Origin of the sequence: Pseudoxanthomonas sp. J35, from assembly GCF_000513995.1 — a bacterium.
Taxonomy (GTDB): domain Bacteria; phylum Pseudomonadota; class Gammaproteobacteria; order Xanthomonadales; family Xanthomonadaceae; genus Pseudoxanthomonas.
This window is the reverse complement of the sequence record NZ_AZVB01000004.1, coordinates 230,969-257,464: the sequence shown is the minus strand read 5'-3', so window position 1 is coordinate 257,464 and position 26,496 is coordinate 230,969. Positions and strand designations below refer to the sequence as shown.

Annotated in this window: 21 protein-coding genes and 1 riboswitch; of the genes, 12 read left to right on the top strand and 9 right to left on the bottom strand. The window is 70.8% G+C overall.

Annotated elements, in window-relative coordinates:
- Positions 1 to 63: 63 nt before the first annotated feature.
- The 3 genes from PSEJ35_RS15465 to thiC all read right to left on the bottom strand — a co-directional run bounded on the left by PSEJ35_RS15465 (position 64) and on the right by thiC (position 5,617).
- Positions 64 to 969 carry an AraC family transcriptional regulator gene (locus PSEJ35_RS15465; protein WP_198014148.1) on the bottom strand — a complete coding sequence of 302 codons (906 nt, stop codon included), beginning with the start codon at positions 967 to 969 and terminating at the stop codon, positions 64 to 66.
- 117 nt (positions 970 to 1,086) lie between these two features.
- The gene (locus PSEJ35_RS15460) at positions 1,087 to 3,354 is read right to left on the bottom strand and encodes a winged helix-turn-helix domain-containing protein (RefSeq protein WP_051412513.1); all 2,268 of its coding nucleotides are present in this window, start codon (positions 3,352 to 3,354) and stop codon (positions 1,087 to 1,089) included.
- 370 nt (positions 3,355 to 3,724) lie between these two features.
- Positions 3,725 to 5,617 (bottom strand): phosphomethylpyrimidine synthase ThiC, encoded by a 1,893-nt coding sequence (gene thiC / locus PSEJ35_RS0105440; protein ID WP_028916918.1) that lies wholly within the window; start codon positions 5,615 to 5,617, stop codon positions 3,725 to 3,727.
- Positions 5,618 to 5,700: 83 nt separating this feature from the next.
- Positions 5,701 to 5,801, bottom strand: a riboswitch (TPP riboswitch).
- 97 nt (positions 5,802 to 5,898) lie between these two features.
- Here thiC and PSEJ35_RS15455 point away from each other — a divergent pair.
- Entirely contained in the window at positions 5,899 to 7,485 is a 1,587-nt protein-coding gene (locus tag PSEJ35_RS15455) for a BCCT family transporter (protein WP_051412512.1), read from the top strand.
- A gap of 25 nt (positions 7,486 to 7,510) precedes the next feature.
- On the opposite strand, the gene PSEJ35_RS0105430 is transcribed toward PSEJ35_RS15455, so the two are convergent.
- The 4 genes from PSEJ35_RS0105430 to ilvD all read right to left on the bottom strand — a co-directional run bounded on the left by PSEJ35_RS0105430 (position 7,511) and on the right by ilvD (position 13,462).
- On the bottom strand, positions 7,511 to 8,845 hold the full coding sequence (locus PSEJ35_RS0105430; RefSeq protein WP_028916917.1) for a cellulase family glycosylhydrolase: 1,335 nt from the start codon (positions 8,843 to 8,845) through the stop codon (positions 7,511 to 7,513).
- Between the two features lie 118 nt (positions 8,846 to 8,963).
- Positions 8,964 to 10,700 carry a gamma-glutamyltransferase gene (gene ggt / locus PSEJ35_RS0105425; RefSeq protein ID WP_084635436.1) on the bottom strand — a complete coding sequence of 579 codons (1,737 nt, stop codon included), beginning with the start codon at positions 10,698 to 10,700 and terminating at the stop codon, positions 8,964 to 8,966.
- A 58-nt stretch (positions 10,701 to 10,758) separates the two neighbouring features.
- Entirely contained in the window at positions 10,759 to 11,631 is an 873-nt protein-coding gene (locus PSEJ35_RS0105420; protein ID WP_037082453.1) for a PhnD/SsuA/transferrin family substrate-binding protein, read from the bottom strand.
- Complete coding sequence (gene ilvD, locus PSEJ35_RS0105415) at positions 11,621 to 13,462, bottom strand: dihydroxy-acid dehydratase (RefSeq protein ID WP_028916914.1); 1,842 nt, start codon at positions 13,460 to 13,462, stop codon at positions 11,621 to 11,623. The genes PSEJ35_RS0105420 and ilvD overlap by 11 nt, the downstream gene beginning before the upstream one ends.
- A gap of 434 nt (positions 13,463 to 13,896) precedes the next feature.
- On the opposite strand from ilvD, the gene ilvC reads away from it, so the two are divergent.
- The 10 genes from ilvC to PSEJ35_RS16580 all read left to right on the top strand — a co-directional run bounded on the left by ilvC (position 13,897) and on the right by PSEJ35_RS16580 (position 23,115).
- A complete protein-coding gene (gene ilvC / locus PSEJ35_RS0105410; RefSeq protein WP_028916913.1) occupies positions 13,897 to 14,910 on the top strand; it encodes a ketol-acid reductoisomerase in 1,014 nt (337 codons plus the stop codon).
- Positions 14,907 to 16,652, top strand: a complete 1,746-nt coding sequence (gene ilvG / locus PSEJ35_RS0105405; protein ID WP_028916912.1) for an acetolactate synthase 2 catalytic subunit — start codon at positions 14,907 to 14,909, stop codon at positions 16,650 to 16,652. The genes ilvC and ilvG overlap by 4 nt, the downstream gene beginning before the upstream one ends.
- Positions 16,636 to 16,893: an ACT domain-containing protein gene (locus PSEJ35_RS0105400; RefSeq protein WP_028916911.1), complete on the top strand. Its 258-nt coding sequence runs from the start codon at positions 16,636 to 16,638 to the stop codon at positions 16,891 to 16,893. Before ilvG ends, PSEJ35_RS0105400 begins: the two co-directional genes overlap by 17 nt.
- Before the next feature lie 99 nt (positions 16,894 to 16,992).
- On the top strand, positions 16,993 to 18,168 hold the full coding sequence (locus PSEJ35_RS0105395) for a threonine dehydratase (RefSeq protein ID WP_028916910.1): 1,176 nt from the start codon (positions 16,993 to 16,995) through the stop codon (positions 18,166 to 18,168).
- Positions 18,165 to 19,736, top strand: a complete 1,572-nt coding sequence (locus tag PSEJ35_RS0105390; RefSeq protein WP_051412511.1) for a 2-isopropylmalate synthase — start codon at positions 18,165 to 18,167, stop codon at positions 19,734 to 19,736. Before PSEJ35_RS0105395 ends, PSEJ35_RS0105390 begins: the two co-directional genes overlap by 4 nt.
- A 112-nt stretch (positions 19,737 to 19,848) precedes the next feature.
- The gene (locus PSEJ35_RS0105385) at positions 19,849 to 20,037 is read left to right on the top strand and encodes a hypothetical protein (protein ID WP_028916908.1); all 189 of its coding nucleotides are present in this window, start codon (positions 19,849 to 19,851) and stop codon (positions 20,035 to 20,037) included.
- A 70-nt stretch (positions 20,038 to 20,107) separates the two neighbouring features.
- Complete coding sequence (leuB, locus tag PSEJ35_RS0105380; protein WP_028916907.1) at positions 20,108 to 21,166, top strand: 3-isopropylmalate dehydrogenase; 1,059 nt, start codon at positions 20,108 to 20,110, stop codon at positions 21,164 to 21,166.
- A gap of 56 nt (positions 21,167 to 21,222) precedes the next feature.
- Positions 21,223 to 22,563 carry an NADP-specific glutamate dehydrogenase gene (gene gdhA / locus PSEJ35_RS0105375; RefSeq protein WP_028916906.1) on the top strand — a complete coding sequence of 447 codons (1,341 nt, stop codon included), beginning with the start codon at positions 21,223 to 21,225 and terminating at the stop codon, positions 22,561 to 22,563.
- Between the two features lie 24 nt (positions 22,564 to 22,587).
- Positions 22,588 to 22,857 carry a hypothetical protein gene (locus PSEJ35_RS16585; RefSeq protein ID WP_028916905.1) on the top strand — a complete coding sequence of 90 codons (270 nt, stop codon included), beginning with the start codon at positions 22,588 to 22,590 and terminating at the stop codon, positions 22,855 to 22,857.
- Positions 22,858 to 23,115 (top strand): hypothetical protein, encoded by a 258-nt coding sequence (locus PSEJ35_RS16580; RefSeq protein ID WP_028916904.1) that lies wholly within the window; start codon positions 22,858 to 22,860, stop codon positions 23,113 to 23,115.
- A gap of 181 nt (positions 23,116 to 23,296) precedes the next feature.
- Here PSEJ35_RS16580 and leuD read toward each other — a convergent pair whose 3' ends face one another.
- Complete coding sequence (leuD, locus tag PSEJ35_RS0105360) at positions 23,297 to 23,944, bottom strand: 3-isopropylmalate dehydratase small subunit (RefSeq protein ID WP_028916903.1); 648 nt, start codon at positions 23,942 to 23,944, stop codon at positions 23,297 to 23,299.
- A 10-nt stretch (positions 23,945 to 23,954) separates the two neighbouring features.
- A complete protein-coding gene (gene leuC, locus PSEJ35_RS0105355) occupies positions 23,955 to 25,382 on the bottom strand; it encodes a 3-isopropylmalate dehydratase large subunit (protein WP_028916902.1) in 1,428 nt (475 codons plus the stop codon).
- Positions 25,383 to 25,527: 145 nt separating this feature from the next.
- On the opposite strand from leuC, the gene PSEJ35_RS0105350 reads away from it, so the two are divergent.
- On the top strand, positions 25,528 to 26,394 hold the full coding sequence (locus PSEJ35_RS0105350; protein ID WP_028916901.1) for a LysR family transcriptional regulator: 867 nt from the start codon (positions 25,528 to 25,530) through the stop codon (positions 26,392 to 26,394).
- Positions 26,395 to 26,496: the final 102 nt, after the last annotated feature.

Sequence of the window (26,496 nt, the reverse complement as noted above, 5' to 3'; positions counted from 1 at the left end):
GGGATTCTCCAGTGACGTGAGAGATGGGGCCGGATGGCAACAAGACGTTAAGGAGACGTGTGCTCAACCCGCTTGGCCGGGCATGTCTGCTGCGTTTGCCTGGAGTGGCGGCAGGACCCCTCCATGGATGCGGTACAGCGACGGCGGAAGCCCGAACTGCGCGCGGAACGCGCGCGAGAAGCTGCAGTTGTTCTCGAAGCCGCAGGCCGCGCCGACCTCGCTGACGGCGAGGCGTCCATCGCGCAACAGGCGCGCCGCATGGGCCAGCCGCAGCCGCGTCGATGCCGCCTGCGGCGGTTCCCCGTACACGGCCTGGAAGGTCTTGGTGAAGTACCAGACCGACATGCTCGCGCGCGCGGCCAGCTCGGAGCTGCGCACGGTGCGGTCGAGGTTGCCTTCCAGGTACTGCAGCGCGCCCTGCATGCGCGCGAACACCTGGCGGCGGCGGTGCAGCGAACGGCCGGGGCAGCGCTCGACCTTCGCGCTGCAGTCCTCCTGCAGGCCGGCCAGGGCGCGCAGCAGGCGGTTGAGCAGGCGCGGCACGTCCTGACCCTCCGCGGCGGCGGCCAGCCACAGCTGGCGCCACAGCCCCAGGACCGCGCGTCGCGCCGCCGGCGAAGCATGGCCACGACCGGGATACATCGGCGCGTAGGCCGACTGCTGCAGCTGCGCCTGCAGCCCGCAGGACAGGGCCAGGCCGAGCACCAGCGCGCGCGAGCCGGCGCGCACCGCCGGCAGCGAGTCGCGGTCCAGGTACAGCCAGTCGCCGCCGCCGAGGGCGAAGCGGCCCTCCCGGCATTGCAGTTCGACCTCGCCGCGCAGCACCAGCCAGATGCTGGCGGCGGGCGCGGTCACCTCCAGCGTCACGCCGCGCGCCAGCGTCGCCAGCAGCGGGCGCTCGCGCCAGCCGCGGGGCCAGTGCAGCTCCAGCGCCTGTCCGCGGTCACCGCACAGTGTCCTGATCTCCATGGCCATCTCCTCGGGGGAACATGGCCACCTGTTTGCCGCGCGGGCGCCCGGGAGACAGGAAACTGCGCCGAAATCTTTCCGATATTTATCTCGTCGGGCGCTTCGATCCCTTGCCGGTCAATCACTTGCGCCGGCAGGGGCGGGCGGGCGCAGCGGCTCCAGCGAAGCCCAGCCGACGTCGATGTTCTGCTCCAGCGGCAGCGACAGGTAGACGCGGCGCGCCGCTTCGTCGACGCTGGTCGAACCGGCGACCACGGTGTGCATGCGCGACATGCAGCGCACCGGCTCCCCATCCTTGCCACCAATCTCCGTCCAAGCGGTCGCGCACCCCGGCGCCGGTCCGGTGGAGAAGATCCGCCCGCCGGTGATGGCCCACTCGCGGAACTGGTCCGGCAGCGGCGTGGTCCGGCTCAGCTCGGCCACCTTGCCCAGCGAGGGATCGGCGCACCACAGGCCGGCGCGCGCCGGGCGGGTGAAGCAGACGCGATCGCCATGACGGTCGTAACGCGCCACCGCTACGTCGTCCAGGCTGGCCAGCTCGCGCCAGTCCGGCAGCTGGTAGCGCACCAGGCGCATCCGCCCGGCGTCGCCGTCCACCCCGACCAGCAGCTGGTCCGGCTCGGCGGGGTACGCGGCGAATGCCGGCACGCCCGGCACCGGCAGCACCCGCACCGTGTCCAGGCCGACATCGACCTCGAACAGCCGGTCACCGCCCTTGCCGGTCGCGCCGATCACCAGCAGCCGGCGCCCGTCGGGCGACCACACCGGCGGATGCCGCGGCACAGGCACGATGCCCGGCACCGCCCGCAGGGTCTGCGGCTGGGCGATCTCGCCGATCCACAGCTGCGCCGCCAGGCTGCGGTCGGAGACGAAGGCCAGGGTCGAGCCGTCCGGCGAGATGGCCGGCGTCATGTCCACGCCGCTGGACGCGAACACCGGTTCGGCATGGGCGCCCGATTCCGTCGCCCCATCCAGGCCGAAGGCGTACAGGCCGCTGTGGAAGCGGTAGATCTCGAACGCCATCGCCCATGCGTCGTCGGCGATGTCCGGATGGATCGGATTGCCCCTGGCCAGCGGCGGCAGTTCGGCGATCGCTCCGTCGGCCAGGGCCAGCCGGTACAGCCGCGCCTCTCCCTTGATGAGGCTGAAGACCAGGCCGCTGCCGTCCGGCAGCCAGTCCCAGCCGCGGATGTCGCCGTGCAGGCGGGTGAGCTGCCGCGGCGTGCCACCCGCCGCCGGCACCAGCCACAGGTCGCCCAGCGAGGTGCCGCGGCGGAAGCCCAGCCACTGCCCGTCCGGCGAGTAGCGCGGCAGGGTTTCGATGCCCGCACCCTCGTACGGCAGTGCTTCCCAGCGGCCGGTCGCCAGGTCGAGCCGGCGCAGCGGCGCAGCCTGGTCCGGGCCGCCACTGCAACCGCCCATCACCAGCGCAGTCCCGTCCGGGCTCCAGTCGAACGGCGCGAAGTGGCCGTCCTCGCAACGTCCCACTTCGCGTTCGCCGCCACCGCTGGCGGCCACCACCATCAGCCGGCAACCGCCGGCGCCACTGCGCACGAAGGCGATGCGGCGGCCATCGCGCGACCACGCCGGCAGCTGGTCGCCTGCGCCGTCGCCGGGGAAGGTCAGCTGGCGGGCGCTGGCCTCGGCCGGCGGCTGCAGGTAGAGGGCGTGCGGACCGCCCGGATGCGCCTGGCGCGAGAACACCACCAGCGAACCATCCGGCGACAGCGCCGGCGCCTGCTCGAACATCGGCGTGGAGGCGATGGCCTGGTAACGCACCGGCGGCGGCACTTCGGCCGGCGCACCCGCCGCGGCCACCGCGGCCGGCCCCCGCGACGGCCACGGGAACAGGACGGCGACGAGCGAGACGATGGCGACGAGCGCCAGCGCGAGTACGGACGCACGCGCGGTCCCGCCCCCAGGCCCGCGGGCCGGGGGCGGGACGGGTGCGGCTTCTTGGGGCGGCGGCGCGGTTTCCTGCACCACGGGCGCCGGCACGGCGGCTTCCGCCTCGGGCAGGATCCATGCAGGCGTGGCCAGCAGGCGGTAACCGCCCTTGGCGATGGTCTCGATGTAGCGCGGGGCTTCGCGGCTGTCCTCGAAGGCCCGGCGCAGCTGGGCCACGGCCTGGGTCAGCACGTCGTCGGTGGGCAGGGTGTTCGGCCAGACCGTGGCCAGCAGCTGCTCGCGGCTGACCACGCGGCCCTCGGCCTCGACCAGTGCCAGCAGGACCTGCAACGACTTGAGGGTCAAGCGGAAGGTCCCGCCATCGCCCGGGCGCGACACCACCCGCCGGGCGATGTCGATCTCGTGGTCGCCCACGCGCAGCCACCTGCCTTCCGCAACCGCAGTCCCGCCCAGGGCGCCGTCTGCCTGCGCCGCCATCCAGACCCCTTTGTTCCGGTCAGTGGAGCGTCCGGCGCTCCGCCGCCGCTTCGCGCGCGGGCGCAGCATGCCGCGGGCCATCCACGTACGAAACGTAGCGCGCACGCTAGCTACCGCGACTTGGCGCCGCCATGTGCCTTTCGTACGGGGCCGTATCGCGGTCCAGCCGGCGTTCATCGACGCCTGATGCCGGCCACCCCTGGCCTGCCCGGCTTCGCCAAGGTCGGCAAAGCCGGACAGCCATCCGGGGCTAACGCCATCGGCCCGGGGCCTTCCACACTGGCCCCGGCCGCAGCGGATCTCTCTCCCCCCTGCGGCCGGTGGCCGGTGCCGCCCGCCTGGCCGCGGCAGAGGGAGCCGCGGCCAGGCCTCAACCGGCCTGGTAGACCTTCGCGCCCTGCTCGCGGAACTGCGCCGACTTCTCGGCCATGCCCACTTCCAATGCGGCCTGCTCGTCCACCCCGTGCTCGGCGGCGTAGTCGCGCACGTCCTGGGTGATCTTCATCGAGCAGAAGTGCGGGCCGCACATCGAGCAGAAGTGCGCCAGCTTGTGCGCTTCCTTCGGCAGGGTCTCGTCGTGGAACTCCTTGGCCTTCTCCGGATCCAGGCCGAGATGGAACTGGTCCTCCCAGCGGAATTCGAAGCGCGCCTTGGACAGGGCGTTGTCGCGCACCTGCGCGCCCGGATGGCCCTTGGCCAGGTCGGCCGCGTGCGCGGCGATCCTGTAGGCCATGATCCCGTCGCGCACGTCCTGGCGGTTGGGCAGGCCCAGGTGCTCCTTGGGCGTGACATAGCAGAGCATCGCGGTGCCGAACCAGCCGATCATCGCCGCGCCGATCGCCGAGGTGATGTGGTCGTAGCCCGGGGCGATGTCGGTGGTCAGGGGCCCCAGGGTGTAGAACGGCGCCTCGCCGCACTCGCGCAGCTGCTTGTCCATGTTCTCCTTGATCAGCTGCATCGGCACGTGGCCTGGGCCTTCAATCATGGTCTGGACGTCGTGCTTCCAGGCGATCTTGGTCAGTTCGCCCAGGGTTTCGAGCTCGCCGAACTGGGCCGCGTCGTTGGCGTCGGCGATGCAGCCGGGGCGCAGGCCGTCGCCCAGCGAGAAGGCCACGTCATAGGCCTTCATGATCTCGCAGATGTCCTCGAAGTGGGTGTAGAGGAAGTTCTCCTTGTGGTGGGCCAGGCACCACTTGGCCAGGATCGAGCCGCCGCGCGACACGATGCCGGTGACGCGCTTCGCCGTCAGCGGCACGTAGCGCAGCAGCACGCCGGCGTGGATGGTGAAGTAGTCCACGCCCTGCTCGGCCTGCTCGACGAGCGTGTCGCGGAAGATCTCCCAGGTCAGCTCCTCGGCGCGGCCATCGACCTTCTCCAGCGCCTGGTAGATCGGCACCGTGCCGATTGGCACCGGCGAGTTGCGGATGATCCACTCGCGGGTCTCGTGGATGTGCTTGCCGGTGGACAGGTCCATCACCGTGTCGCCGCCCCAGCGGATCGCCCACACCAGCTTCTCCACTTCCTCGGCGATGCCGGAGGACACGGCGGAGTTGCCGATGTTGGCGTTGATCTTGGTGAGGAAGTTGCGGCCGATGATCATCGGCTCGCTTTCGGGGTGGTTGATGTTGCACGGCAGGATCGCGCGGCCGCGGGCGATCTCGTCGCGCACGAACTCGGGGGTGATGACCTTGGGGATGCTGGCGCCGAAGCTCTCGCCCGGGTGCTGCGCGAGCAGGCCGGCGTCGCGCACCGCCTCCAGCCGCTGGTTCTCGCGGATGGCGACGAACTCCATCTCCGGGGTGATGATCCCGCGGCGCGCGTAGTGCATCTGGGTGACGTTGGCGCCAGCCTTCGCCCGGCGCGGCAGGATGCGGCCGGGGAAGCGCACCGGCGCCAGCTTCGGATCGTGCTCGCGGGCGCGGCCGAACTCCGAGGTGAGCCCGGGCAGCTGCTCGGTATCGCCACGCTCGGCGATCCACTGCGCCCGCAGCGCCGGCAGGCCGGCGGCCAGGTCGATACGCGCGTCCGGATCGGTGTACGGGCCGGAGGTGTCGTAGACGGTGACCGGCGGGTTGTCCTCGCCGCCGAACACGGTCGGCGTGCGGGTCAGCGCGATCTCGCGCATCGGCACGCGGATGTCCGGGCGCGAGCCTTCGACGTGGATCTTGCGCGAGCCCGGGATGGGCCGCGTGACGGATTCGGAAAGCTGCGCGGTCTGCTGCAGCAGCGTGGCGGTCGCTTCCGGTTTGAAGCTGGCATTCATCGTGGACTCCGGCGCATGGGTAAACCGGCCCGGGGGACGGGCGGCGGGACACCGAAGCGGAGCGCAGCACGCCCGGCGGCCGCCGGGCGTGGCACGAAGCTCCCTACGCCGGTCTCAACCGGATCAGGTTCGAAGGGTCTGTCTCAACCGCGCCGCATCGGCCGCGGTACCCCCGCTTCGGCGACAATTAGACCACACGCCGGCGCGCGGGGCACGGCCGCCACGGACGGTGCGCAGGCGGGCTTTGCTAGACTCGCCACCCCACCGGACCCGGGGGCGGCATGGTTTTTCGCATCTCCTTCCTGCTGGTCGCCCTGCTGGTCGCCGCCGCCGGGCTGGCCCCGGACCGCTTCGAGGCGGTCGTGCGCGGCCTGCTCGCCGCGACCCTGCAATACACCGGCTGGATGTACCTGGTCGTCGTGTTCTTCACCCTGGTGTTCATGCTCTACCTGGCCTTCGGCCGGCTGGGGGACCTGCGCATCGGCGGTGATGACGCCGAACCGGCCTTCTCCGGCGCCAGCTGGCTGGCGATGCTGTTCGCCGCGGGCATGGGCATCGGCCTGGTGTTCTGGGGCGCGGCCGAGCCGGTGTCCCATTTCTTCAAGCCGCCCGAGGGACTGGAACCGGGCAGCGTGCCGGCGGCGCGGGCGGCGATGCGCTACGCGTTCTTCCATTGGGGCCTGCATCCCTGGGCCGTCTACGGCCTGGTGGGGCTGGCGATGGCCTGGTTCCAGTACAACCGGCGCGGCCGCGGCCAGGTCAGCGACTTGCTGCAACCGCTGCTGGGCCGCCACCACCGCGGGTTCGCCGGCAGGCTGGTCGACACCGCCGCGGTCGTGGCCACCGCGATAGGCGTGGCCACCACGCTGGGATTCGGGACCCTGCAGATCGTCGCCGGCCTGGGCCGGCTGTTCGGCACGCCCGACAGCCTCCCGGTGCAGCTGACGGTGATCGCCGTCGCCTTCGTGCTGTACATGGCCTCGAGCCTGAGCGGCGTGGATCGCGGCATCAAGTGGCTGTCCAGCGCCAACCTGGTGCTGGCCGCCCTGCTGATGGCGATGGTGCTGGTGCTGGGACCGACCGCGTTCCTGTTCGACGTGTTCACCACCAGCCTGGGCAGCTACCTGGACGACCTGGTGCGCATGAGCCTGCGCCTGTCGCCCTTCTCCGGCGGCCACTGGGTGATGGACTGGACGATCTTCTACTGGGCCTGGTGGATCTCCTGGGCGCCATTCGTCGGGGCGTTCATCGCGCGCGTGTCCTATGGCCGCACGATCCGGGAGTTCGTCGTGGGCACGGTGCTCGCGCCCAGCCTGCTCGGCTTCGCCTGGTTCTCGATCTTCGGCGGCACCGCGCTGTGGCTGCAGCTGTTCGCGGGCGCCGACCTGGCGCCGGTGCTGGAGTCGGGCTACGAGAACGTCCTGTTCGCGGTCTTCTCGTACCTGCCGTTGGGGGCGACGATGTCGGCGATCGCCCTGGCGCTGGTGGCGATCTTCTTCGTCACCTCGGCCGATTCGGCCGTTCTGGTCTTGGCCAGCATGTCCAGCGAGCAGCCCGGAGACCCGCCCATGCGGCGCCGCCTGGCCTGGGGCATGGCGATCGCCCTAGTGGCCGGAACCCTGCTGCTGGCGGGTGGATTGGGGGCACTGCAGGGCCTGGTCACGGTCTCCGCGCTGCCGTTCGCGCTGCTGCTGGTGCTGGTCGCCCTTGCCTTGCGGCGGGTACTGGTCCGCACGATGCAGGTGCGGCAACGGCGCGCCCAGCGCATGCGCCATGCGCTGGAGGACTGGCTGCTCGGTCGCCCACGTCGGGGCGAGGCGGCAGTCGGCACGGGCGACAACGTCGGCCCACCGGCCGGCACGCCCTGACATCACCGGCGCAGCGAGTTGCGCCTCAGGGCAGCGCGCGGATCGCCCGCGCGTGCGCGGACACCAGCTCCAGGGTCGAGGCATCGCTGTCGAACAGCGAGAACAGCCCCTGGGCTTCCTGCGGGGGATCGCCGGTGAACGGATCGCCGGCCTGCCACATCCAGTCCGGGTTGTCCGTGCGCCCGCGCCCGCCCCAGGCCCAGAAGTTGGAACCGGCGATGGGCTTGCCCGCGCCGGCGCGTTCCAGCAGGCGGTCGTAGATGGCACGGTAGAAGCGGTCGCGCGCCTCCACGCCGGAGGCCGGATCGTAGGAGCCGCGATCGCGGTTGAGGCCGAACTCCGACAGCACGATCGGCTTGCCCAGCTTTCCGGCCACCTCGATGTGGCGGTCGATGTAGGCCAGCGAGGTGGCCAGCCCGGTGTCCAGGCGCGCCGCCGGATCGCCGTGGTCGATCCAGCCCCAGTTCGACGGCCACAGATGGAAGGTCAGGTAATCGACGTTGGGCGTGTCGTGCGCCTGCAGGAACAGGGCCATGTCGCCCAGCGAACCCTTCTCGCCCTCGCTGCCGGTACTGACCAGCTGCTTCGGCGCGAGCCGGCGGATGAAGCCGGCGGTGTCGGCGATCCAGGCGCGGTAGGCCTCGAAGTTCGCGCGGCCATCGCGGTCGCTGCCCGGGCGCGGTTCGTTGGCCAGCTGCCACGACATCACCGTCGGGTCGTCGGCGTAGGCCACGCCGGTAATGCTGTTGGTGCGGCCGACCACCTGGCGGATCGCGTCGCGGTACCAGGACTGGGCCTCGGCAATGGCGTAGAAGCGCGCCGAGTTCTGCATGAAGCCGTTCCAGTCGCCATGGGCGTCCGGATCCAGCACCGGCGCGCCGGTGGCCCAGGACACGTACTGCGACATGCCGCCGGACCACTGCCAGAAGTTGTTGAGGTACAGCACCGCCTTCATGTCGCGGCGGGCCATCTCCGCCAGCAGGTAGTCCAGGCCCTGCAGCAGCTGTTCGTCGTACTGCCCGGGCCCGGCCATGATCGCCGGGCTGACCCCGCGCTTGAAGCCGCTGGCCTCGGACATGGCCAGCACGCGCAGGTTGTCGATGCCGGCGGCCTTGAGCTGGTCCAGTTCGGCGCGCAGGCGTTCGCGGTCGCCGATATCGCCCGGCGCCCCCAGGTAGGCGCCATACCAGAAGTTGGCGCCGGCGAAACGGTAGGGCTTGCCGTCGAGCACGAAGCGCGTGCCTTCGACCTGCACGAATCCCGATTGTCCTGCCGCGGACGCTGCCAGCGGCAGCAACGACAGCAGGCACCCCAGCACGAGCCGGACGGGACCGGCGAAGAAGCTTCCAGGCATGCGCATGCGTAAGACTCCCGGCAGGTGGCCCGCGACCCTGCGGGCCGGCCGACCTTACACGCTGCGGCGCGCATGTGCAGCGCGCATACCTCCTATGCCTGCGGTGCCGCAGCGCGCCGGCGGCTCAGTAGCCGGCCGCCTGCCCGTCCTTGCGGCTCTCCGAAGCGCCGTAATAGACGCCGCTGTCCGGGTCGCGGTGGATCGCCTGGTAACCGCCGTACGGCCCGTCGGCGAAGATGATGCGATGGCCCTTGCGCATCAGCGCGCGCACGGTCTCGTAGGGGAAGCCGGTCTCCAGGTTGACCTCGCCGCCGTCCGACATCGCCGTGCCCTGCCCGGTCGGTTCGGTCGAGCCTTCGTGCTGGATGCGCGGCGCGTCGCCGGCTTCCTGCAGGTTCATGCCGAAGTCGACCAGGTTCATCACGATCTGCACGTGGCCCTGCGGCTGCATCGCCCCGCCCATCACGCCGAAGCTCGCCCACGGCTTGCCGTCCTTCGTGATGAAGGCCGGGATGATGGTCTGGAACGGGCGCTTGCCCGGCGCGTAGCAGTTGGGATGGCGCGGCTCGCGGTCGCAGCCGGCCAGCACGAACATCTCGCCGCGGTCCTGCAGGATGAAGCCCAGCCCCGGCGGCGCCATGCCGCTGCCCATGCCGCGGTAGTTGGACTGGATCAGCGAGACCATCATGCCGTCGGCGTCGGCGGTGGTCAGGTAGATGGTGTCGCCCTCCTCCAGCTGCTTCGGCGTGCCCGGCTGCGCTTCGCGCAGGGCCTTGTCCATCGAGATCAGCTGGCGGCGCTGCGCGGCGTATTCCTTGGATACCAGCCTGGCCACCGGCGCCGGCTGGAACGCCGGGTCGGCGTAGAAGCGCGCGCGGTCGGCGAAGGCCAGCTTCTTGGCCTCGACGAACAGGTGCACGTGCTCGGGCGAACCGAACGGAATCTTCGAGAAATCGTAGCCCTCGAGGATGTTGAGCATCTGCAGCGCGGCGATGCCCTGGCTGTTGGGCGGCAGTTCCCACACGTCGTAGCCGCGGTAGTTCGTCGACACCGGCTCGACCCATTCGCCCTGGTGCGCGGCCAGGTCCTCGTAGGACAGGAAGCCGCCATTGGCCTTGAAGTAGGCGTCGATGGTGCGGGCGATCTGGCCCTTGTAGAACGCGTCGCGGCCGCCCTCGGCGATCTTCTGCAGGGTATCGGCCAGGTTCGGGTTCTTCCACAGCTCGCCCTTGCGCGGCGCGCGGCCGTCGATGGTGAACTGCTCCTTGAAACCGGGGAACTGCGACAGCCGCGGCACCGAACGGTCCCAGTAGTAGGCGATGACCTCGTGCACCGGATGGCCTTCGCGCGCATAGCGGATCGCCGGGGCCAGGTTGTCGGCCATCGGCAGGCGGCCGAAGCGGCCGTGCAGGGCAAACCAGCCGTCGACCGCGCCGGGCACCGATACCGGCAGCGGGCCCAGCGGCGGAATGTCCTTCAGGCCGCGGCGCTGGAACTCCTCCAGGGTCAGCGACCTGGGCGAGCGGCCCGAGCCGTTGTAACCGTAGAGCTTCTGCGTCTTCGGATCCCACACGATCGCGAACAGGTCGCCGCCTATGCCATTGCCGGTCGGCTCCATCAGGCCGAGCGCGGCGTTGGCGGCGATCGCCGCGTCCACCGCCGAGCCGCCCTGCTTCATCACGTCCAGCGCGACCTGGGTGGCCAGCGGATGCGAGGTGGCCGCCATCGCGTGCGGCGCGATCACTTCGGAGCGGGTGGCGAACAGCTCGCCGGTGACGCGGTCGGCGGCGCCGACGGCCAGCGGCAGCAGCGCGGCGCAGAGGACGGAGGTTCGGAGCAGCGAGGATCGAAACAGGGACATGCCGGTGCACCGTTGCGGGATCGGCCGAAGATAGACGATCCCGCCGCGCCGGTCGCGCCTAGTCGATGGTCACGTCCTGCAACGGCGGCGCGACCGTGAACGCGGTCGCATCGCCGAACTCCGGCCAGCCGGCGCGCAGCGCGGCCATCACCGCCGGATCCTGCTCGTGCGCCTGCAGCAGCCACCCGGCGACCTGGCCGCAGTCGATCGCGGCCGAGGCGCGGCACAGCAGCGGCCCCGGCGGAATGGGCGCGGAACGCCACAGCTCGCGCACACCCGGCGGCGGACCGGCGTCGTAGACATCGGCCGCCAGCGCGGCCACGTCGGCGCGGCCCTCGGCCACCGCCTGCAGCGCCGCCGCATGCGAGCCCGCGTAGTCGAGCGAGGCGAAGCCGGTGCGCGGATCCAGCCCCAGCGCACGCAACGCCGCCACCGGGATGAAGCCGCCGGACGCCGAGTCCGCGCCCACCAGCACCAGGCGCAGCTCGCGTGCCCGTTCCGGCAGTTCCGCCAGCGTGGCGAGGCCATCGCGCGCCACCAGCACCGCGCGGTAGCGATCGGCCTGCGCCGGCGGCACGTCCGGCACCGGCAGCGCGACGATGGCGCCCTCGCCCGGCCGCGCCTGCAGGTAGCCGTGCAGGTTGGGCACGGCCACGTCCACCTCGCCGCGGCGCAGCGCTTCCACGAGCGCGGTGGGCGAAGGCAGGATCCTGGCCTGCACCGCATGGCCGGAACGGCGCGCGAGGTAATCGGCCAGCGGCTGCACCGCCGCGGCGCGGTCGCGCTGCGGATAGGCGTAGGTGGCGACCACCCACGGCGCGGCGCCATCGCGGTCCCCTGGGCCACTCGCGCCGGCGCCGGCCGAGGCCAGCGCCAGCATCAATGCGCCCAGCGCCGCGCCGCCACCGCGGCGGAGGCGGTCAGGCGCCATCCAGCAGCGCGCGGTCGCGCACCGCGCCCTTGTCGGCGCTGGTGGCCAGCAGCGCGTAGGCCTTCAGCGCGGTGCTGACCTTGCGCGCGCGCGGCTGCGCCGGCTTCCAGCCCTTGGCGTCCTGTTCGGCGCGGCGTGCGGCCAGCTCCTCGTCGGACACCAGCAGGTCGATGGTCCGCGCCGGGATATCGATGCGGATGCGGTCGCCGTCGCGCACCAGGCCGATCGCACCGCCAGCCGCCGCTTCCGGCGAGGCGTGGCCGATCGACAGGCCCGAGGTACCGCCGGAGAAGCGGCCGTCGGTGAGCAGCGCGCACTGCTTGCCCAGGCCCTTCGACTTCAGGTAGCTGGTCGGGTACAGCATCTCCTGCATGCCCGGGCCGCCCTTCGGGCCTTCGTAGCGGATCACCACCACCTCGCCCGGCTGCACCTCGTCGCCGAGGATGCCCTTCACCGCTGCGTCCTGGCTTTCATAGACCCGCGCCGGACCTTCGAACACGAGGATCGATTCGTCGACGCCGGCCGTCTTCACCACGCAGCCGTCGACGGCGATGTTGCCGTGGAGCACGGCCAGGCCACCCTCCTTCGAGAACGCGTGGGCGACGTCGCGGATGCAGCCTTCGGCGCGGTCGGTGTCCAGCGACGGCCAGCGCGTGGACTGGCTGAAGGCCACCTGCGTGGGAATTCCCGCGGGACCGGCCTTGTAGAAGGTGTGCACCGCCTCGTCGGAGGTGGCAGCCACATCCCAGCGCGCCAGCGCCTCGCCGAGGGTTTTCGAATGCACGGTCGGCACGGAGGTGTCGATCAGCCCGCCGCGCGCCAGCTCGCCGAGGATCGCCATGATCCCGCCAGCGCGGTGCACGTCCTCTATGTGGTACTTCTGCGTGTTCGGCGCCACCTTGCACAGCTGCGGCACCTTGCGCGAAAGCAGGTCGATGTCGCGCAGGGTGAACGGCACCTCCGCCTCCTGCGCGGCGGCCAGCAGGTGCAGGATGGTGTTGGTCGAGCCGCCCATGGCGATGTCCAGCGCCATCGCGTTCTCGAACGCGGCGAAGCTGGCGATGCCGCGCGGCAGCGCGCTCCCGTCGCCGGCGCCGTACCAGCGGTGGCACAGCTCCACCGCGATGACGCCGGCGCGCTTGAACAGCGCCTCGCGGTCCGCATGCGTGGCCAGCACCGTGCCGTTGCCCGGCAGCGACAGGCCCAGGGCCTCGGTCAGGCAGTTCATCGAGTTGGCGGTGAACATGCCCGAGCACGAGCCGCAGGTCGGGCAGGCGCTGCGTTCCACCGCGGCGACCTGTTCGTCGGACGCCGTCGGGTCGGCGGCCATCACCATCGCGTCGATCAGGTCGAGCTTGTGGTCGGCAAGCCGCGTCTTGCCCGCTTCCATCGGCCCACCGGAGACGAACACGGTGGGGATGTTGAGGCGCAGCGCGGCCATCAGCATGCCCGGGGTGATCTTGTCGCAGTTGGAGATGCACACCAGCGCGTCGGCGCAGTGCGCATTGACCATGTACTCCACCGCGTCGGCGATCAGCTCGCGGCTGGGCAGCGAATACAGCATGCCGTCGTGGCCCATCGCGATGCCGTCGTCGACGGCGATCGTGTTGAACTCCCTGGCCACGCCGCCGACGCGTTCGATCTCGCGCGCCACCAGCTGGCCGAGGTCCTTGAGGTGGACGTGGCCGGGCACGAACTGGGTGAACGAGTTGGCGATGGCGATGATCGGCTTCTGGAAGTCGCCGTCCTGCATGCCGGTGGCGCGCCACAGCGCGCGGGCCCCGGCCATGTTGCGACCGTGGGTGGAGGTCCTGGAGCGGTATTCGGGCATCGGGCGAAGGCTGGATGAAACGGCGCCTCGGCGCCGCTGGACATGGAAGGAAGGCCGCGGAACGGGCTCCGCATTGCACCTCGATTGTGCTGCGTTTCCACGGTTGCAGGTGCAACAGTAGAGCGGCCGGACGGGCTACTTGACAAGCCGCGAAGCCGCGTGCTCCTCTAGGCCCATGCTGCACCGCCACACGCCACCGGCCAATGTCCAGAACGCGAACTCCGCGTCGGTCCTTGTCCTCGTCCTTATTAGCTCGCCAACAGGTGCGGGACGAACCGGCGTGTAAGCAGAAAAGACGCCAGATTCCGAAAACCCCGCACCGAAAGGCGCGGGGTTTTTTGTTTCAGGGCCCGGCGGACGCTAACAGCAGAAACGAATTGATTGCGGCACATTCCAACCCCTTCACCACACAGCTACCGCACAGGACCACACCCATGACCAGCAGCACCTCTCCCAAGATCGCGATCGTCGGCTACGGCAGCCAGGGCCGCGCGCATGCGCTGAACCTGCGCGACTCCGGCTTCGACGTGACCGTCGGCTTGCGTCCGGGCGGCCCGACCGAAGCGAAGGCGCAGGCCGACGGCTTCGTGGTCAAGTCGCCAGCCGAGGCGGTGAAGGACGCCGACCTGGTCGCGGTGCTGACGCCCGACATGGTCCAGAAGAAGCTCTACGCCGACGTGCTGGAGCCGAACATGAAGCAGGGCGCGGTGCTGCTGTTCGCGCACGGCCTCAACGTCCACTTCGGCATGATCGCCCCGCGCGAGGACATGGACGTGGTCCTGGTCGCGCCGAAGGGCCCGGGCGCGCTGGTCCGCCGCGAGTACGAGATCGGCCGCGGCGTGCCGTGCATCTACGCCGTCTACCAGGACAAGTCCGGCAAGGCCGAGCAGTACGCGCTGGACTACGCCGCCGGCCTGGGCGGCGCCCGCGCCAACATCATCAAGACCACCTTCAAGGAAGAGACCGAGACCGACCTGTTCGGCGAGCAGGCCGTGCTGTGCGGCGGCGCCTCCTCGCTGGTCCAGGCCGGCTTCGAGACCCTGGTGGAAGCCGGCTACCAGCCGGAGATCGCCTACTACGAGGTCCTGCACGAGCTGAAGCTGATCGTCGACCTGTTCTACGAAGGCGGCATCACCCGCATGCTCGAGTTCATCTCCGAGACCGCGCAGTACGGCGACTTCGTCAGCGGTCCGCGGGTGATCGACGCCTCGGTCAAGGCACGCATGAAGGAAGTGCTCAAGGACATCCAGGACGGCACCTTCACCAAGAACTGGGTGGCCGAGTACGAAGCGGGCCTGCCGAACTACAAGCGCTTCCAGCAGGCCGACAAGGACCATCCGATCGAGAAGGTGGGCAAGGAACTGCGCGCGAAGATGGTCTGGCTGCAGGCCAGCGCGGCGCAGCCGGACACCGACGACGCCACCGCGCAGAGGACCGCAGCCGCATGAACGCCACCTCCCCCACAGCGGCGGTCGGGCTGCGCAATGGCGCGGCCTGGGTCGCGCACGCGCTGGAAGCCGAGGGGGTGGATACGATCTTCGGCTATCCGGGCGGCGCGATCATGCCGTTCTACGATGCGCTGGTGGACTCGGGATTGCGCCACATCCTGGTCCGCCATGAGCAGGGCGCGGCGCTGGCCGCCAACGGCTACGCCCGCGCCAGCGGCAAGGTCGGCGTGTGCGTGGCCACTTCCGGCCCCGGCGCGTCGAACCTGGTGACCGGCATTGCCGATGCGATGCTGGATTCGGTGCCGATGGTCTGCATCACCGGCCAGGTGCCCACCAGCCTGCTGGGCACCGATGCCTTCCAGGAACTGGACGTGTTCGGCATGACCATGCCGATCGTCAAGCACAGCTTCCTGGTGCGGAAGGTCGACGACCTGCCGCAGGTACTGGCCGAGGCGTTCCGCCTGGCCCGCGAGGGCCGCCCCGGCCCGGTGCTGATCGACCTGCCGAAGGACGTGCAGGTCGGTCCGGCGACCCACCTGCCGGCGCATGTGCCGGCCACGGTCGAACGCGAACCGGCGCCGGCCGACGCGGCGCTGGCCGAGGCCATCGCCGCGATCGCCGGCGCCGAGAAGCCGGTGGTCTACGGCGGCGGCGGCATCGCCCTGGCCGACGCGGTGGACGAGTTCCGCCAGTTCGTCGAGGCCAGCGGCATCCCCACCGTGCTGACCCTGCGCGGCCTGGGCGCGCTGCCGGGCAACCATCCGCAGTTCCTGGGCATGCTGGGCATGCACGGCACCCGCGCCGCCAACATCGCCGTGCAGGAGTCGGACCTGCTGGTGGTGGTCGGCGCGCGCTTCGACGACCGCGCCACCGGCAAGCTGGCCGAGTTCGCGCCGTTCGCCAGGGTCATCCACCTGGATGCCGACGCCTACGAGATCTCCAAGCTGCGCACCGCCGACATCGCCCTGCCCGGCGACGTCCGCGCCGGCCTGCGCGCGCTGGCCGCCGCCGCGCGCAGCTACTCGACCAACCACGCGCAGAACGACTGGCGCCAGCGCTGCGCCAAGAACCGCGAGCGCCACGCCGCCCGCTACGACGCGCCCGGCCAGGACATCTACGCCCCGGCCCTGCTGAAGCGGGTCAGCGAGCTGGCCCCGGACGCGGTGGTCGCCTGCGACGTCGGCCAGCACCAGATGTGGGTGGCGCAGCACTGCCGCTTCAGCCATCCACGCAACCACCTGACCTCCGGCGCGCTGGGCACGATGGGCTTCGGCCTGCCGGCGGCGATGGGCGCGCAGTTCGCCTGCCCGGAACGTCCGGTGGTGATGGTTTCCGGCGACGGCAGCTTCATGATGAACGTGCAGGAGCTGGTCACCGTGGCCCGCTGCCAGCTGCCGATCAAGATGATCCTGCTCGACAACAGCTCGCTGGGCATGGTCCGGCAGTGGCAGGAGCTGTTCTTCGACAAGCGCTACAGCGAGATCGACCTGTCCGACAACCCGGACTTCGCCGCCCTGGCACGGGTGTGCGGCATCCCCGCCACCGCGATCACCCAGCGCAGCGAGGTCGAGGACGCGCTGGCCGCGCTGCTGGCCGCGCCCGGCCCCGGCCTGCTGCACGTGAAGATCGATGCGCGCGCCAATGTCTGGCCGCTGGTGCCGCCGAACACGGCCAACAGCCAGATGCTGGAGTCCAACCCCAATGAACAGAAGGCGGAGTCCGCGCATGCGTTACCGGCTTGACCTGGTGCTGAAGCCCGTCGAGGGCGCGCTGGTCCGGGTGATCGGGATGACCGAGCGCCGCGGATTCGCGCCGCGGCACATCAGCGGCGGCGCCGACGCCGGCGACGGCCGCTGGCGCCTGCAGCTGGTGGTCGACGGCAGCCGCCCGGCGGAAACGCTGAAGCGCCAGCTGCAGAAGGTCTACGACTGCGAGTCGGTCGAGATCGCGCCGCTGGACGGCGGCGCGCAGGAGGCCGCGTGATGGGCCGGCTGCCTGCTCCCGCCCCCGTCGCCAGGGCCGCCCGCGCGGAGGCCATGGTGCGGAGGTGCCTTCTTCGACATCTCGCGCAGGGCGGCGGCCATGCCTGACAGCGGCCGCGCCAGCACCGGTTCGAAGGAGGCGGACGTCGGCGACGTCGGTGTCGTCGACGTGGGCGTCGCCGAGGTGCTGGCCGCGCAGTCGCGGCTGCGCCGCTTCCTCCCGGTGACGCCGATGCACCACGCCGAGCGCTTCGGCGTGATGCTGAAGCTGGAGAACCTGCAGCGCACCGGTTCCTACAAGGTCCGCGGCGCGCTCAACGCGATGCTGGCCGCGCAGGAACGCGGCGACCACCGGCCGGTGATCTGCGCCTCGGCCGGCAACCACGCCCAGGGCGTGGCCTGGGCCGCCTACCGGCTGGGCGTGCAGGCGATCACGGTGATGCCGCACGGCGCGCCGCAGACCAAGATCGCCGGCGTCGCCCACTGGGGCGCGACCGTGCGCCAGCACGGCGACAGCTACGACGAGGCCTATGCCTTCGCCCGCCAGCTGGCCGAGCAGAACGACTACCGCTTCCTGTCCGCGTTCGACGATCCGGACGTGATCGCCGGCCAGGGCACGATCGGCATCGAGATCGCTCCCTACGCGCCGGACGTGGTCATCGTCCCGATCGGCGGCGGCGGCCTGGCCTCCGGCGTGGCCCTGGCGCTGAAGTCGCAGGGCGTGCGCGTGGTCGGCGCCCAGGTCGAGGGCGTGGACTCGATGGCCCGCGCGATCCGCGGCGACATCCGCGAGATCGACCCGGTGCCGTCGCTGGCCGATGGCGTGCGCGTGAAGGTGCCGGGCTTCATCACCCGCCGCCTGTGCGCGCGCCTGCTCGACGACGTGGTCGTCGTGCGCGAGGCCGAGCTGCGCGAGACCCTCGTGCGGCTGGCCCTGGAGGAGAACCTGATCGCCGAGGGTGCCGGCGCCCTGGCCTTGGCCGCCGGCCGCCGCGTCGCCGGCAAGCGCAAGTGCGCCGTGGTCTCCGGCGGCAACATCGACGCGGTCACCCTGGCCGCCCTGCTTTCCGAAGTGCGGCCGCGGCCGCCGCGCAAGCCGCGCCGGCGCACCGCCGGGCTGGCCACCGCCGACCCGGAAGGCGCCGCGCTCGCGCCGAAGAAACATGCGGTGCCTAAGCGGCGCCCAGCCGCTAACCTGTTTCCCCCCACCACCATTTCAGCCCCGATGGCGCCGAATGCGCCCCGGCCAGTCAGCGAAGAGGAGTTCACCTGGTGAACGCGCAACAGTCCCAAGCCAACCCCCAGGTCTCCCCGGCCCGAATCCGGGTGTTCGATACCACCCTGCGCGATGGCGAGCAGTCCCCCGGCTGCAGCATGACCCCGCCGCAGAAGCTGGTGATGGCCCGCGCCCTGGCCGACCTGGGCGTGGACATCATCGAGACCGGCTTCCCGGCCAGCTCGCAGTCCGACCGCGAGGCCATGGCCCTGATCGCCCGCGAGATCCGCGAGCCCACCCTGGCCGTGCTGTCGCGCTGCCTGCAGGCCGACATCGACATCTCCCTCCGCGCGCTGGAGGCCGCCGCGCGCCCGCGCCTGCACGTGTTCCTGTCCACCAGCCCGCTGCACCGCGAGCACAAGCTGCGGATGAGCCGCGAGCAGGTGCTGGAGCGCGTGGTCCAGAGCATCCGCTACGCGAAGCAGCACATCGACGACATCGAGTTCTCCACCGAGGACGGCACCCGTACCGAGGAAGACTTCCTGCACGAGATCGTGGGCGCCGCGATTGCCGCGGGCGCTACCACCATCAACATCCCGGATACGGTCGGCTTCACCACCCCGGAGGAGATCCGCGGCATCTTCCAGCGGCTGATCTCGCAGGTGCCGGGCGCGGACAAGGTCATCTTCAGCGCGCACTGCCACAACGACCTGGGTCTGGCCGTGGCCAACACCCTGGCCGCGATCGAGGGCGGCGCCCGCCAGGTCGAGTGCACCATCAACGGCATCGGCGAGCGCGCCGGCAACTGCGCGCTGGAGGAGATCGTGATGGCGCTGAAGGTGCGCAACGCGTTCTTCGAGGCCGACACCGGTATCGACACCCGGCGCCTGGTCCCGACCTCGCAGCTGCTGCAGCGCCTGATCGGCATGCCCGTCCAGCGCAACAAGGCGGTGGTCGGCAGCAACGCCTTCGCCCACGAATCGGGCATCCACCAGCACGGCATGCTGCGCCACCGCGGCACCTACGAGATCATGCGCCCGCAGGACGTGGGCTGGCCGGACACGCAGATGGTGCTGGGCCGGCACAGCGGCCGCGCCGCGGTCGAGCAGCGCCTGCGCGCGCTGGGCTACTACCTGGAAGAGGCCGAGCTGGAGCTGGTCTTCGCCCAGTTCAAGGCCCTGTGCGAACAGCAGCGCGTGGTCACCGACGCCGACCTGCAGGCGCTGATGCAGGACACCGGCGACGGCGAGGGCTACCGCCTGGCCTCGATGACGGTCAGCGACGCCGGCCAGCGCGCCAGCGCCACGGTCGAGCTGTCCGATCCGGAAGGCCAGCGCGTGCGCGAGACTGCCGAGGGCGACGGCCCGGTCGATGCCCTGTTCGCCGCGTTGTCGGCGGCCACCGGCGTGCAGCTGAGCCTGGAGAGCTACCAGGTGCACAGCGTCGGCCTAGGCACCGATGCGCGCGGCGAGGCCAACCTCAGCGTGCGCCACGGCGACACCGAGTACGACGGCACCGGCACCAGCCGCGACATCATCGAGGCCAGCGCGCTGGCCTGGCTGGACGTGGCCAACCGCCTGCTGCGGCAACGCCGCGGCGCTGCCAGCGAGCAGTTCGCCACCGCCTGACGGTGGCACCCGGCCCCGGCCCGGCATGCCGCCGGGCCGCGGTCCATGCGCGCCCATCCTTTCTCCATCACCGCGACGCCCGCCGGCGCCGCCCGCAACCGCGGACATCCCGATGCCGATCGCCGAAAGCAGTCCCGCCGCCACGCTGACCTTCGACGCCGCCGTGCACCGCGCCCTGGCGCGCCGTGCCGCCGACACGCCCTGGCCGCACAACGGCGCCCCGGCCCCGCATGCCGGCGCCCCCGCAGCGAAGACGGACCTGGAAGCGGCGGCCGGCGAGGCCGCGCCTGCGGACGGTTGAGCCCGGAAGCCGCCCCGCGCCACGAACGGGTCGCGCACCTCTTTTCCTGCACCTCCAACACGAGAACCCAATGCACGCCAACATCGTCGTCCTGCCGGGTGACGGCATCGGCCCGGAGATCGTCTCCGCGTCCCTGCCGGTCCTGGAAGCCGTCGCCCGCCGCCACGGCCACAGCTTCGCCTTCCAGGAACACGACATCGGCGGCATCGCCATCGACCGCCACGGCGTGCCGCTGCCCGAATCCACGCTGGAAGCGGCGAAGCATGCCGACGCTGTCCTGCTCGGCGCGGTCGGCGGACCGAAGTGGTCCGATCCCAACGCCAGGGTACGGCCCGAACAGGGCCTGCTGGCGATCCGCAAGGCGCTGGGCCTGTTCGCCAACCTGCGCCCGGTGCGCCCGCACCCGGCGGCGCTGGGCGCCTCGCCGATCAAGGCCGAACTGCTGGAAGGCGTCGACATCGTGATCGTGCGCGAGCTGACCGGCGGCATCTACTTCGGCGACCGCACCCGCAGCGCGACCGATGCCAGCGACGTCTGCCGTTACACGGTGGAGGAGATCGAGCGCGTCGTGCGCCGCGCCGCCGCCCTGGCGCGCAGCCGCCGCGGCCACCTCACCTCGGTGGACAAGGCCAACGTGCTGGAGACCTCGCGGCTGTGGCGCGACGTGGCCAGCCGGATCGTCCGCGAGGAGTTCCCGGACGTCACCCTCGAGCACCAGCTGGTCGACTCGATGGCGATGCACCTGCTGTCCAGGCCGCGCGCCTACGACGTGGTGGTGACCGAGAACATGTTCGGCGACATCCTCACCGACGAGGCCTCGATGCTGGCCGGCTCGCTGGGCCTGCTGGCCTCGGCCTCGCTGGGCGATGGCAAGGTGGGAATCTACGAGCCGATCCACGGCTCGGCCCCGGACATCGCCGGCAAGGGCGTCGCCAATCCCTACGCGACCATCCTCAGCGCGGCGATGCTGCTGCGCCACTCGCTGGGCCTGGAGGCCGAGGCGGCGGCGATCGAGGCCGCGGTCTCGGCGGCGCTGGACGACCGCGTGTTCACCGCCGACCTCGCGGCTCCCGGCCAGGCGGTCGACACCCGGCAGGCCGCCCGCGCGGTGATCGAGCGGCTGGGTTGAATCCATCCGCGGCGATGGGCGGCGCGCCCTTCGCCGCCCAGCAGCGGAGGTACGACATGCCGGGTTCCAGGCAGGATTTCCTCGAACGGGTGCAACGGCGCGACCCCGGCCAGCCCGAGTTCCTGCAGGCGGTGAAAGAGGTGACGGCCAGCCTGTGGCCGTTCCTCGAGCGCCATCCCGAATACGCGCGCGACGGCCTGCTCGAGCGCCTGGTCGAACCGGAACGCGTGCTGCAGTTCCGCGTGAGCTGGGTCGACGACCGCGGCCAGGTCCAGGTGAATCGCGCCTGGCGCGTCCAGCACAGCTCGGCGATCGGCCCGTACAAGGGCGGCATGCGCTTCCACCCGACGGTGAACCTGTCGATCCTGAAGTTCCTGGCCTTCGAGCAGACCTTCAAGAACGCGCTGACCACGCTGCCGATGGGGGGCGGCAAGGGCGGCTCGGACTTCGATCCCAAGGGCAGGAGCGACAGCGAGGTGATGCGCTTCTGCCAGGCGCTGATGCTGGAGCTGTACCGGCACCTGGGCCCGGACACGGACGTGCCGGCCGGCGACATCGGCGTCGGCGCACGCGAGGTCGGCTACATGGCCGGGATGATGAAGAAGCTGTCCAACCAGGCCGGCTGCGTGTTCACCGGCAAGGGCCTGGCCTACGGTGGCAGCCTGATGCGTCCGGAAGCCACCGGCTTCGGCACGGTGTACTTCGTCGAACAGATGCTGCACCACGCCGGTCGTCCTACCCATGGCGCGCGCGTGCTGGTGTCCGGGTCCGGCAACGTCGCCCAGTACGCGGCGGCGAAGGCCACCGACCTCGGCGGCAAGGTGCTCACCTTCAGCGATTCGGACGGCACCCTGTACGCGCGCGACGGCTTCGACATGGAAGCCATCGAGGCGGTGATGGCACTGAAGAACGTGCGCCGCGGCCGCCTGGCCGAACTCGGCGACGATCCGCGCTTCGACTACCTGCCCGGCAAGCGCCCGTGGCACATCCCGGCCGAGATCGCCCTGCCCTGCGCCACCCAGAACGAACTGGACGGCGAGGACGCGCGCACCCTGGTGAAGAACGGCGTGATCTGCGTGGCCGAGGGCGCGAACATGCCGTCGACCCTGGAAGCGGTCGACGTGTTCCTCGAAGCCGGCACGCTGTACGCGCCCGGCAAGGCCTCCAACGCCGGCGGCGTGGCGACTTCCGGCCTGGAAATGAGCCAGAACGCGCTGCGCCTGTCCTGGCACCACGCCGAGGTCGACGAGCGTCTGCACGCGATCATGAAGGACATCCACGGCAACTGCGTGCGCCATGGCAGGCGCAAGGACGGCTCGGTCAACTACGTGGACGGCGCCAACATCAGCGGCTTCGTGAAGGTCGCCGACGCGATGCTGGCGCAGGGCGTGTACTGAGCGCGGCAAACCAGCCCGCGCCTCGTGCCGCCCCTGCCGGCTTCCATCGCGGGGGTCACCACGCTGGGCGCGGCGATCCAGGAGGCCGTCGGCAGGCCGCTGCAGGAGGACTACGCGCAGGAGAAGCTGTTCACTCCGCTCGGGATCCAGGCGCCGGCCTGGCAGTTCTCGCCGCTGGGCCTGGCCCAGGCCGGCGGCGGGCTGGGCCTGCGCAGCCGCGACCTGCTGGCGCTGGGCGAGCTCTACCGGCGCGGCGGCGAGTGGGGCGGCCGCCAGCTGGTGCCGGCGGCCTAGGTGACCGAGTCCACGCGAGCGCATGCGCGCATCGAGGACGGCATCGACTACGGATACCTGTGGTGGCTGCACCACGAGACCAGCCAGGGCCGTGAGTTCGATTCGTTCGCGATGAACGGCACCGGCGGCAACACGGTGCGGGTGTTCCCGGAGCAGAAGCTGGTGGTGGCCATCACCACCACCAGCTACACCGTGCCCAATGCCCCACGCCTCACCTTCCGCCTGCTGACCGAAAAGCTCCTGCCGGCGGTCAGGTAGACCTCGCGCGGCAACGCGGGGCGATGCCGCACGTCGTGAACCGCCTTACTAGGAAAGACCCACCTCCGCAGAGGGAGCGCATACGGACCACCGGCCCGCGTCCACAGGACGCGGGCGTCCGACGGCATGGCGCCAGCGGCGCGCAGACAGGCCGCCTCGCCCAGAAGGGCGAGGGAGAGGCTCAGGTGCCGGCATTGAACAGCCAGGGCTGCGCGGCGCGGTGGCGGGCCTCGAAGGCCGTGATCGCGTCCTTCTCCTGCAGGGTCAGGCCGATGTCGTCCAGGCCGTTGAGCAGGCAGTGCTTGCGGAAGGCATCGACCTCGAAGGAGTACTGCACGCCGTCCGGGCGGGTCACCGTCTGCGCCGCCAGGTCCACGGTCAGGCTGTAGCCCTCGGTGGCCTCGCACTGGGCGAACAGTTCATCCACCTCTTCGTCCTTCAGCACGATCGGCAGCAGGCCGTTCTTGAAGCTGTTGTTGTAGAAGATGTCGGCGAAGCTCGGCGCGATGATCGCGCGGAAGCCGTACTCGTCCAGCGCCCACGGCGCGTGTTCGCGGGAGGAGCCGCAGCCGAAGTTCTCGCGCACCAGCAGCACGCTGGCGCCCTGGTAGCGCGGGAAGTTGAGCACGAAGTCCGGGTTCAGCGGACGGGTGCTGCAGTCCTGGCCGGGCTGGCCCACGTCCAGGTAGCGCCACTCGTCGAACAGGTTCGGGCCGAAGCCGGTGCGCTTGATCGACTTGAGGAACTGCTTGGGGATGATCTGGTCGGTATCGACGTTGGCGCGGTCCAGCGGGGCGACCAGGCCGGTGTGGGTAGTGAAAGCTCTCATCGGCTTGGCCTCAGGCAGACATCAGTTCGCGCACGTCGACGAAGTGGCCGGCCACCGCGGCGGCGGCGGCCATCGCCGGGCTCACCAGGTGGGTGCGGCCACCGGCACCTTGGCGGCCCTCGAAGTTGCGGTTGGAGGTGGAGGCGCAGTGCTCGCCGGCGCCCAGCCTGTCGGGGTTCATCGCCAGGCACATCGAGCAGCCCGGTTCGCGCCATTCGAAGCCGGCCTCGATGAACACCTTGTCCAGCCCCTCGGCCTCGGCCTGGGCCTTGACCAGGCCCGAGCCCGGGACCACCAGCGCCTGCTTGATCGTCGGCGCGACCTTGCGCCCGCGCGCCACTTCCGCGGCCGCGCGCAGGTCCTCGATGCGCGAGTTGGTGCACGAGCCGATGAACACCCGGTCCAGCCTGATCGAGGTGATCGGCTGGTTCGGCTGCAGGCCCATGTACTTCAGCGCGCGGCTGATCGAATCCTTCTTCACCGGATCGGTTTCGCGCTCCGGGTCCGGCACCTGCTGGTCCACCGCCAGCACCATCTCCGGCGAGGTGCCCCAGCTGACCTGCGGCTTGATGTCCTCGGCGCGCAGCTCGACCACGGTGTCGAAATGCGCTTCCGGATCGGAGACCAGGGTGCGCCACAGCGCCACCGCCGCGTCCCAGTCGGCGCCCTTCGGCGCGAACGGGCGGCCGCGCACGTACTCGATGGTCTTCTCGTCCACCGCGACCATGCCCACGCGCGCGCCGGCCTCGATGGCCATGTTGCAGAGGGTCATGCGGCCTTCGATCGACAGGTCGCGGATCGCGCTGCCGGCGAACTCCAGCGCATGGCCGGTGCCGCCGGCGGTGCCGATCCTTCCGATCACCGCCAGCACGATGTCCTTGGCGGTGACGCCCGGGCCCAGCTTGCCCTCCACGCGGACCTGCATGTTCTTCATCTTCTTCGCCACCAGGCACTGGGTGGCCAGCACATGCTCGACTTCCGAAGTGCCGATGCCGTGCGCCAGCGCACCGAACGCGCCATGCGTGGAGGTGTGCGAATCGCCACAGACCACGGTCATGCCCGGCAGGGTCGCGCCCTGCTCCGGGCCAACCACGTGGACGATGCCCTGGCGGGCATCGTCCATCTTGAACTCGAGGATGCCGAAGTCGTCGCAGTTCTCGTCCAGGGTCTGCACCTGCAGGCGCGAGACCTCGTCGACGATCGCGGCCAGGCCGCCGGCGCGCTCGGCCTTCGTCGTCGGCACGTTGTGGTCGGGCGTGGCGATGTTGGCGTCCACCCGCCACGGCCGGCGGCCGGCCAGGCGCAGGCCTTCGAAAGCCTGCGGCGAGGTCACTTCATGGAGGATGTGGCGGTCGATGTAGATCAGCGAGGAGCCGTCGTCGCGACGGGTCACCTCGTGCATCTCCCACAGCTTGTCGTACAGGGTCTTGCCGGCCATCTGCTGCCTCGGATCGTGTCTGGCGTGGCGGTGCGCGGAGCGCGGCACCGCCGGCTGGAAGGCCATCGTGCCGGCTTGCCATCGATAACTCAAATGCATATTCTTCATATTCTGGATTCCCAACAGGAATCCATGGAGGCGCGCGATGGACTGGGCCGGACTGAACGCATTCGTCGCCGTCGCCGAGCACGGCGGCTTCTCCGCGGCCGCCGAGCAGCTGCACCTGACCCAGCCGGCGGTCAGCAAGCGCATCGCCCAGCTGGAGGACTCGCTGCGGGCCAGGCTGTTCGACCGGCTCGGCCGCCAGGTGGTGCTGACCGAGGCCGGGCGCCTGCTGCTGCCGCGGGCACGACAGATGCTGGCCGAAGCCGAGGCCGCGCGGCGCGCCCTGCACGACCTCGGTCAGCACATCGGCGGCCGCCTGAGCCTGGCCACCAGCCACCACATCGGCCTGCACCGCCTGCCGGTGCTGCTGCGCCGCTTCGCCGCGTTGCATCCGCAGGTGGCGCTGGACATCCGCTTCCTCGATTCGGAGCAGGCCTACGCGCAGGTGCTGCACGGCGACGTCGAACTGGCGGTGACCACGCTGGGCCCCACCGAGCCGCCGCTGCAGGCGACCACGGTATGGAACGACCCGCTGCGCTTCGCGGTGGCGCCGGACCATCCGCTGGCGCGGCTGTCGAAGGTGACGCTGGCCGACATCGCCGCGCATCCGGCGGTACTGCCCGACGCCGGCACCTTCACCCACCGCATCGTCGCCGGGACCTTCACCCGCCGCGGCCTGTCGCTGCAGCTGCGCATGACCACCAACTACATGGAGACCATCAAGATGATGGTCAGCGTCGGCCTGGCCTGGGGCGCCCTGCCGGAAACGATGCTCGACGCGCAGGTGCAGGTGCTGCCGGTGCACGGGGTGAAGCTGGAACGCCAGCTGGGCTACGTCGTCCACGGCGGCCGCACGCTCTCGCGCGCGGCGCAGGCATTCGTGGCGTTGTTGAGCGGGGATTCGTGATTCGTGATTCGTGATTCGCGGGGACGATGGCGCTGGCCAACGGGTAAGAAAAGAGCCAGAAAAGATGCGTAGCCCGGGTAAGCGAAGCGCACCCGGGGCGTA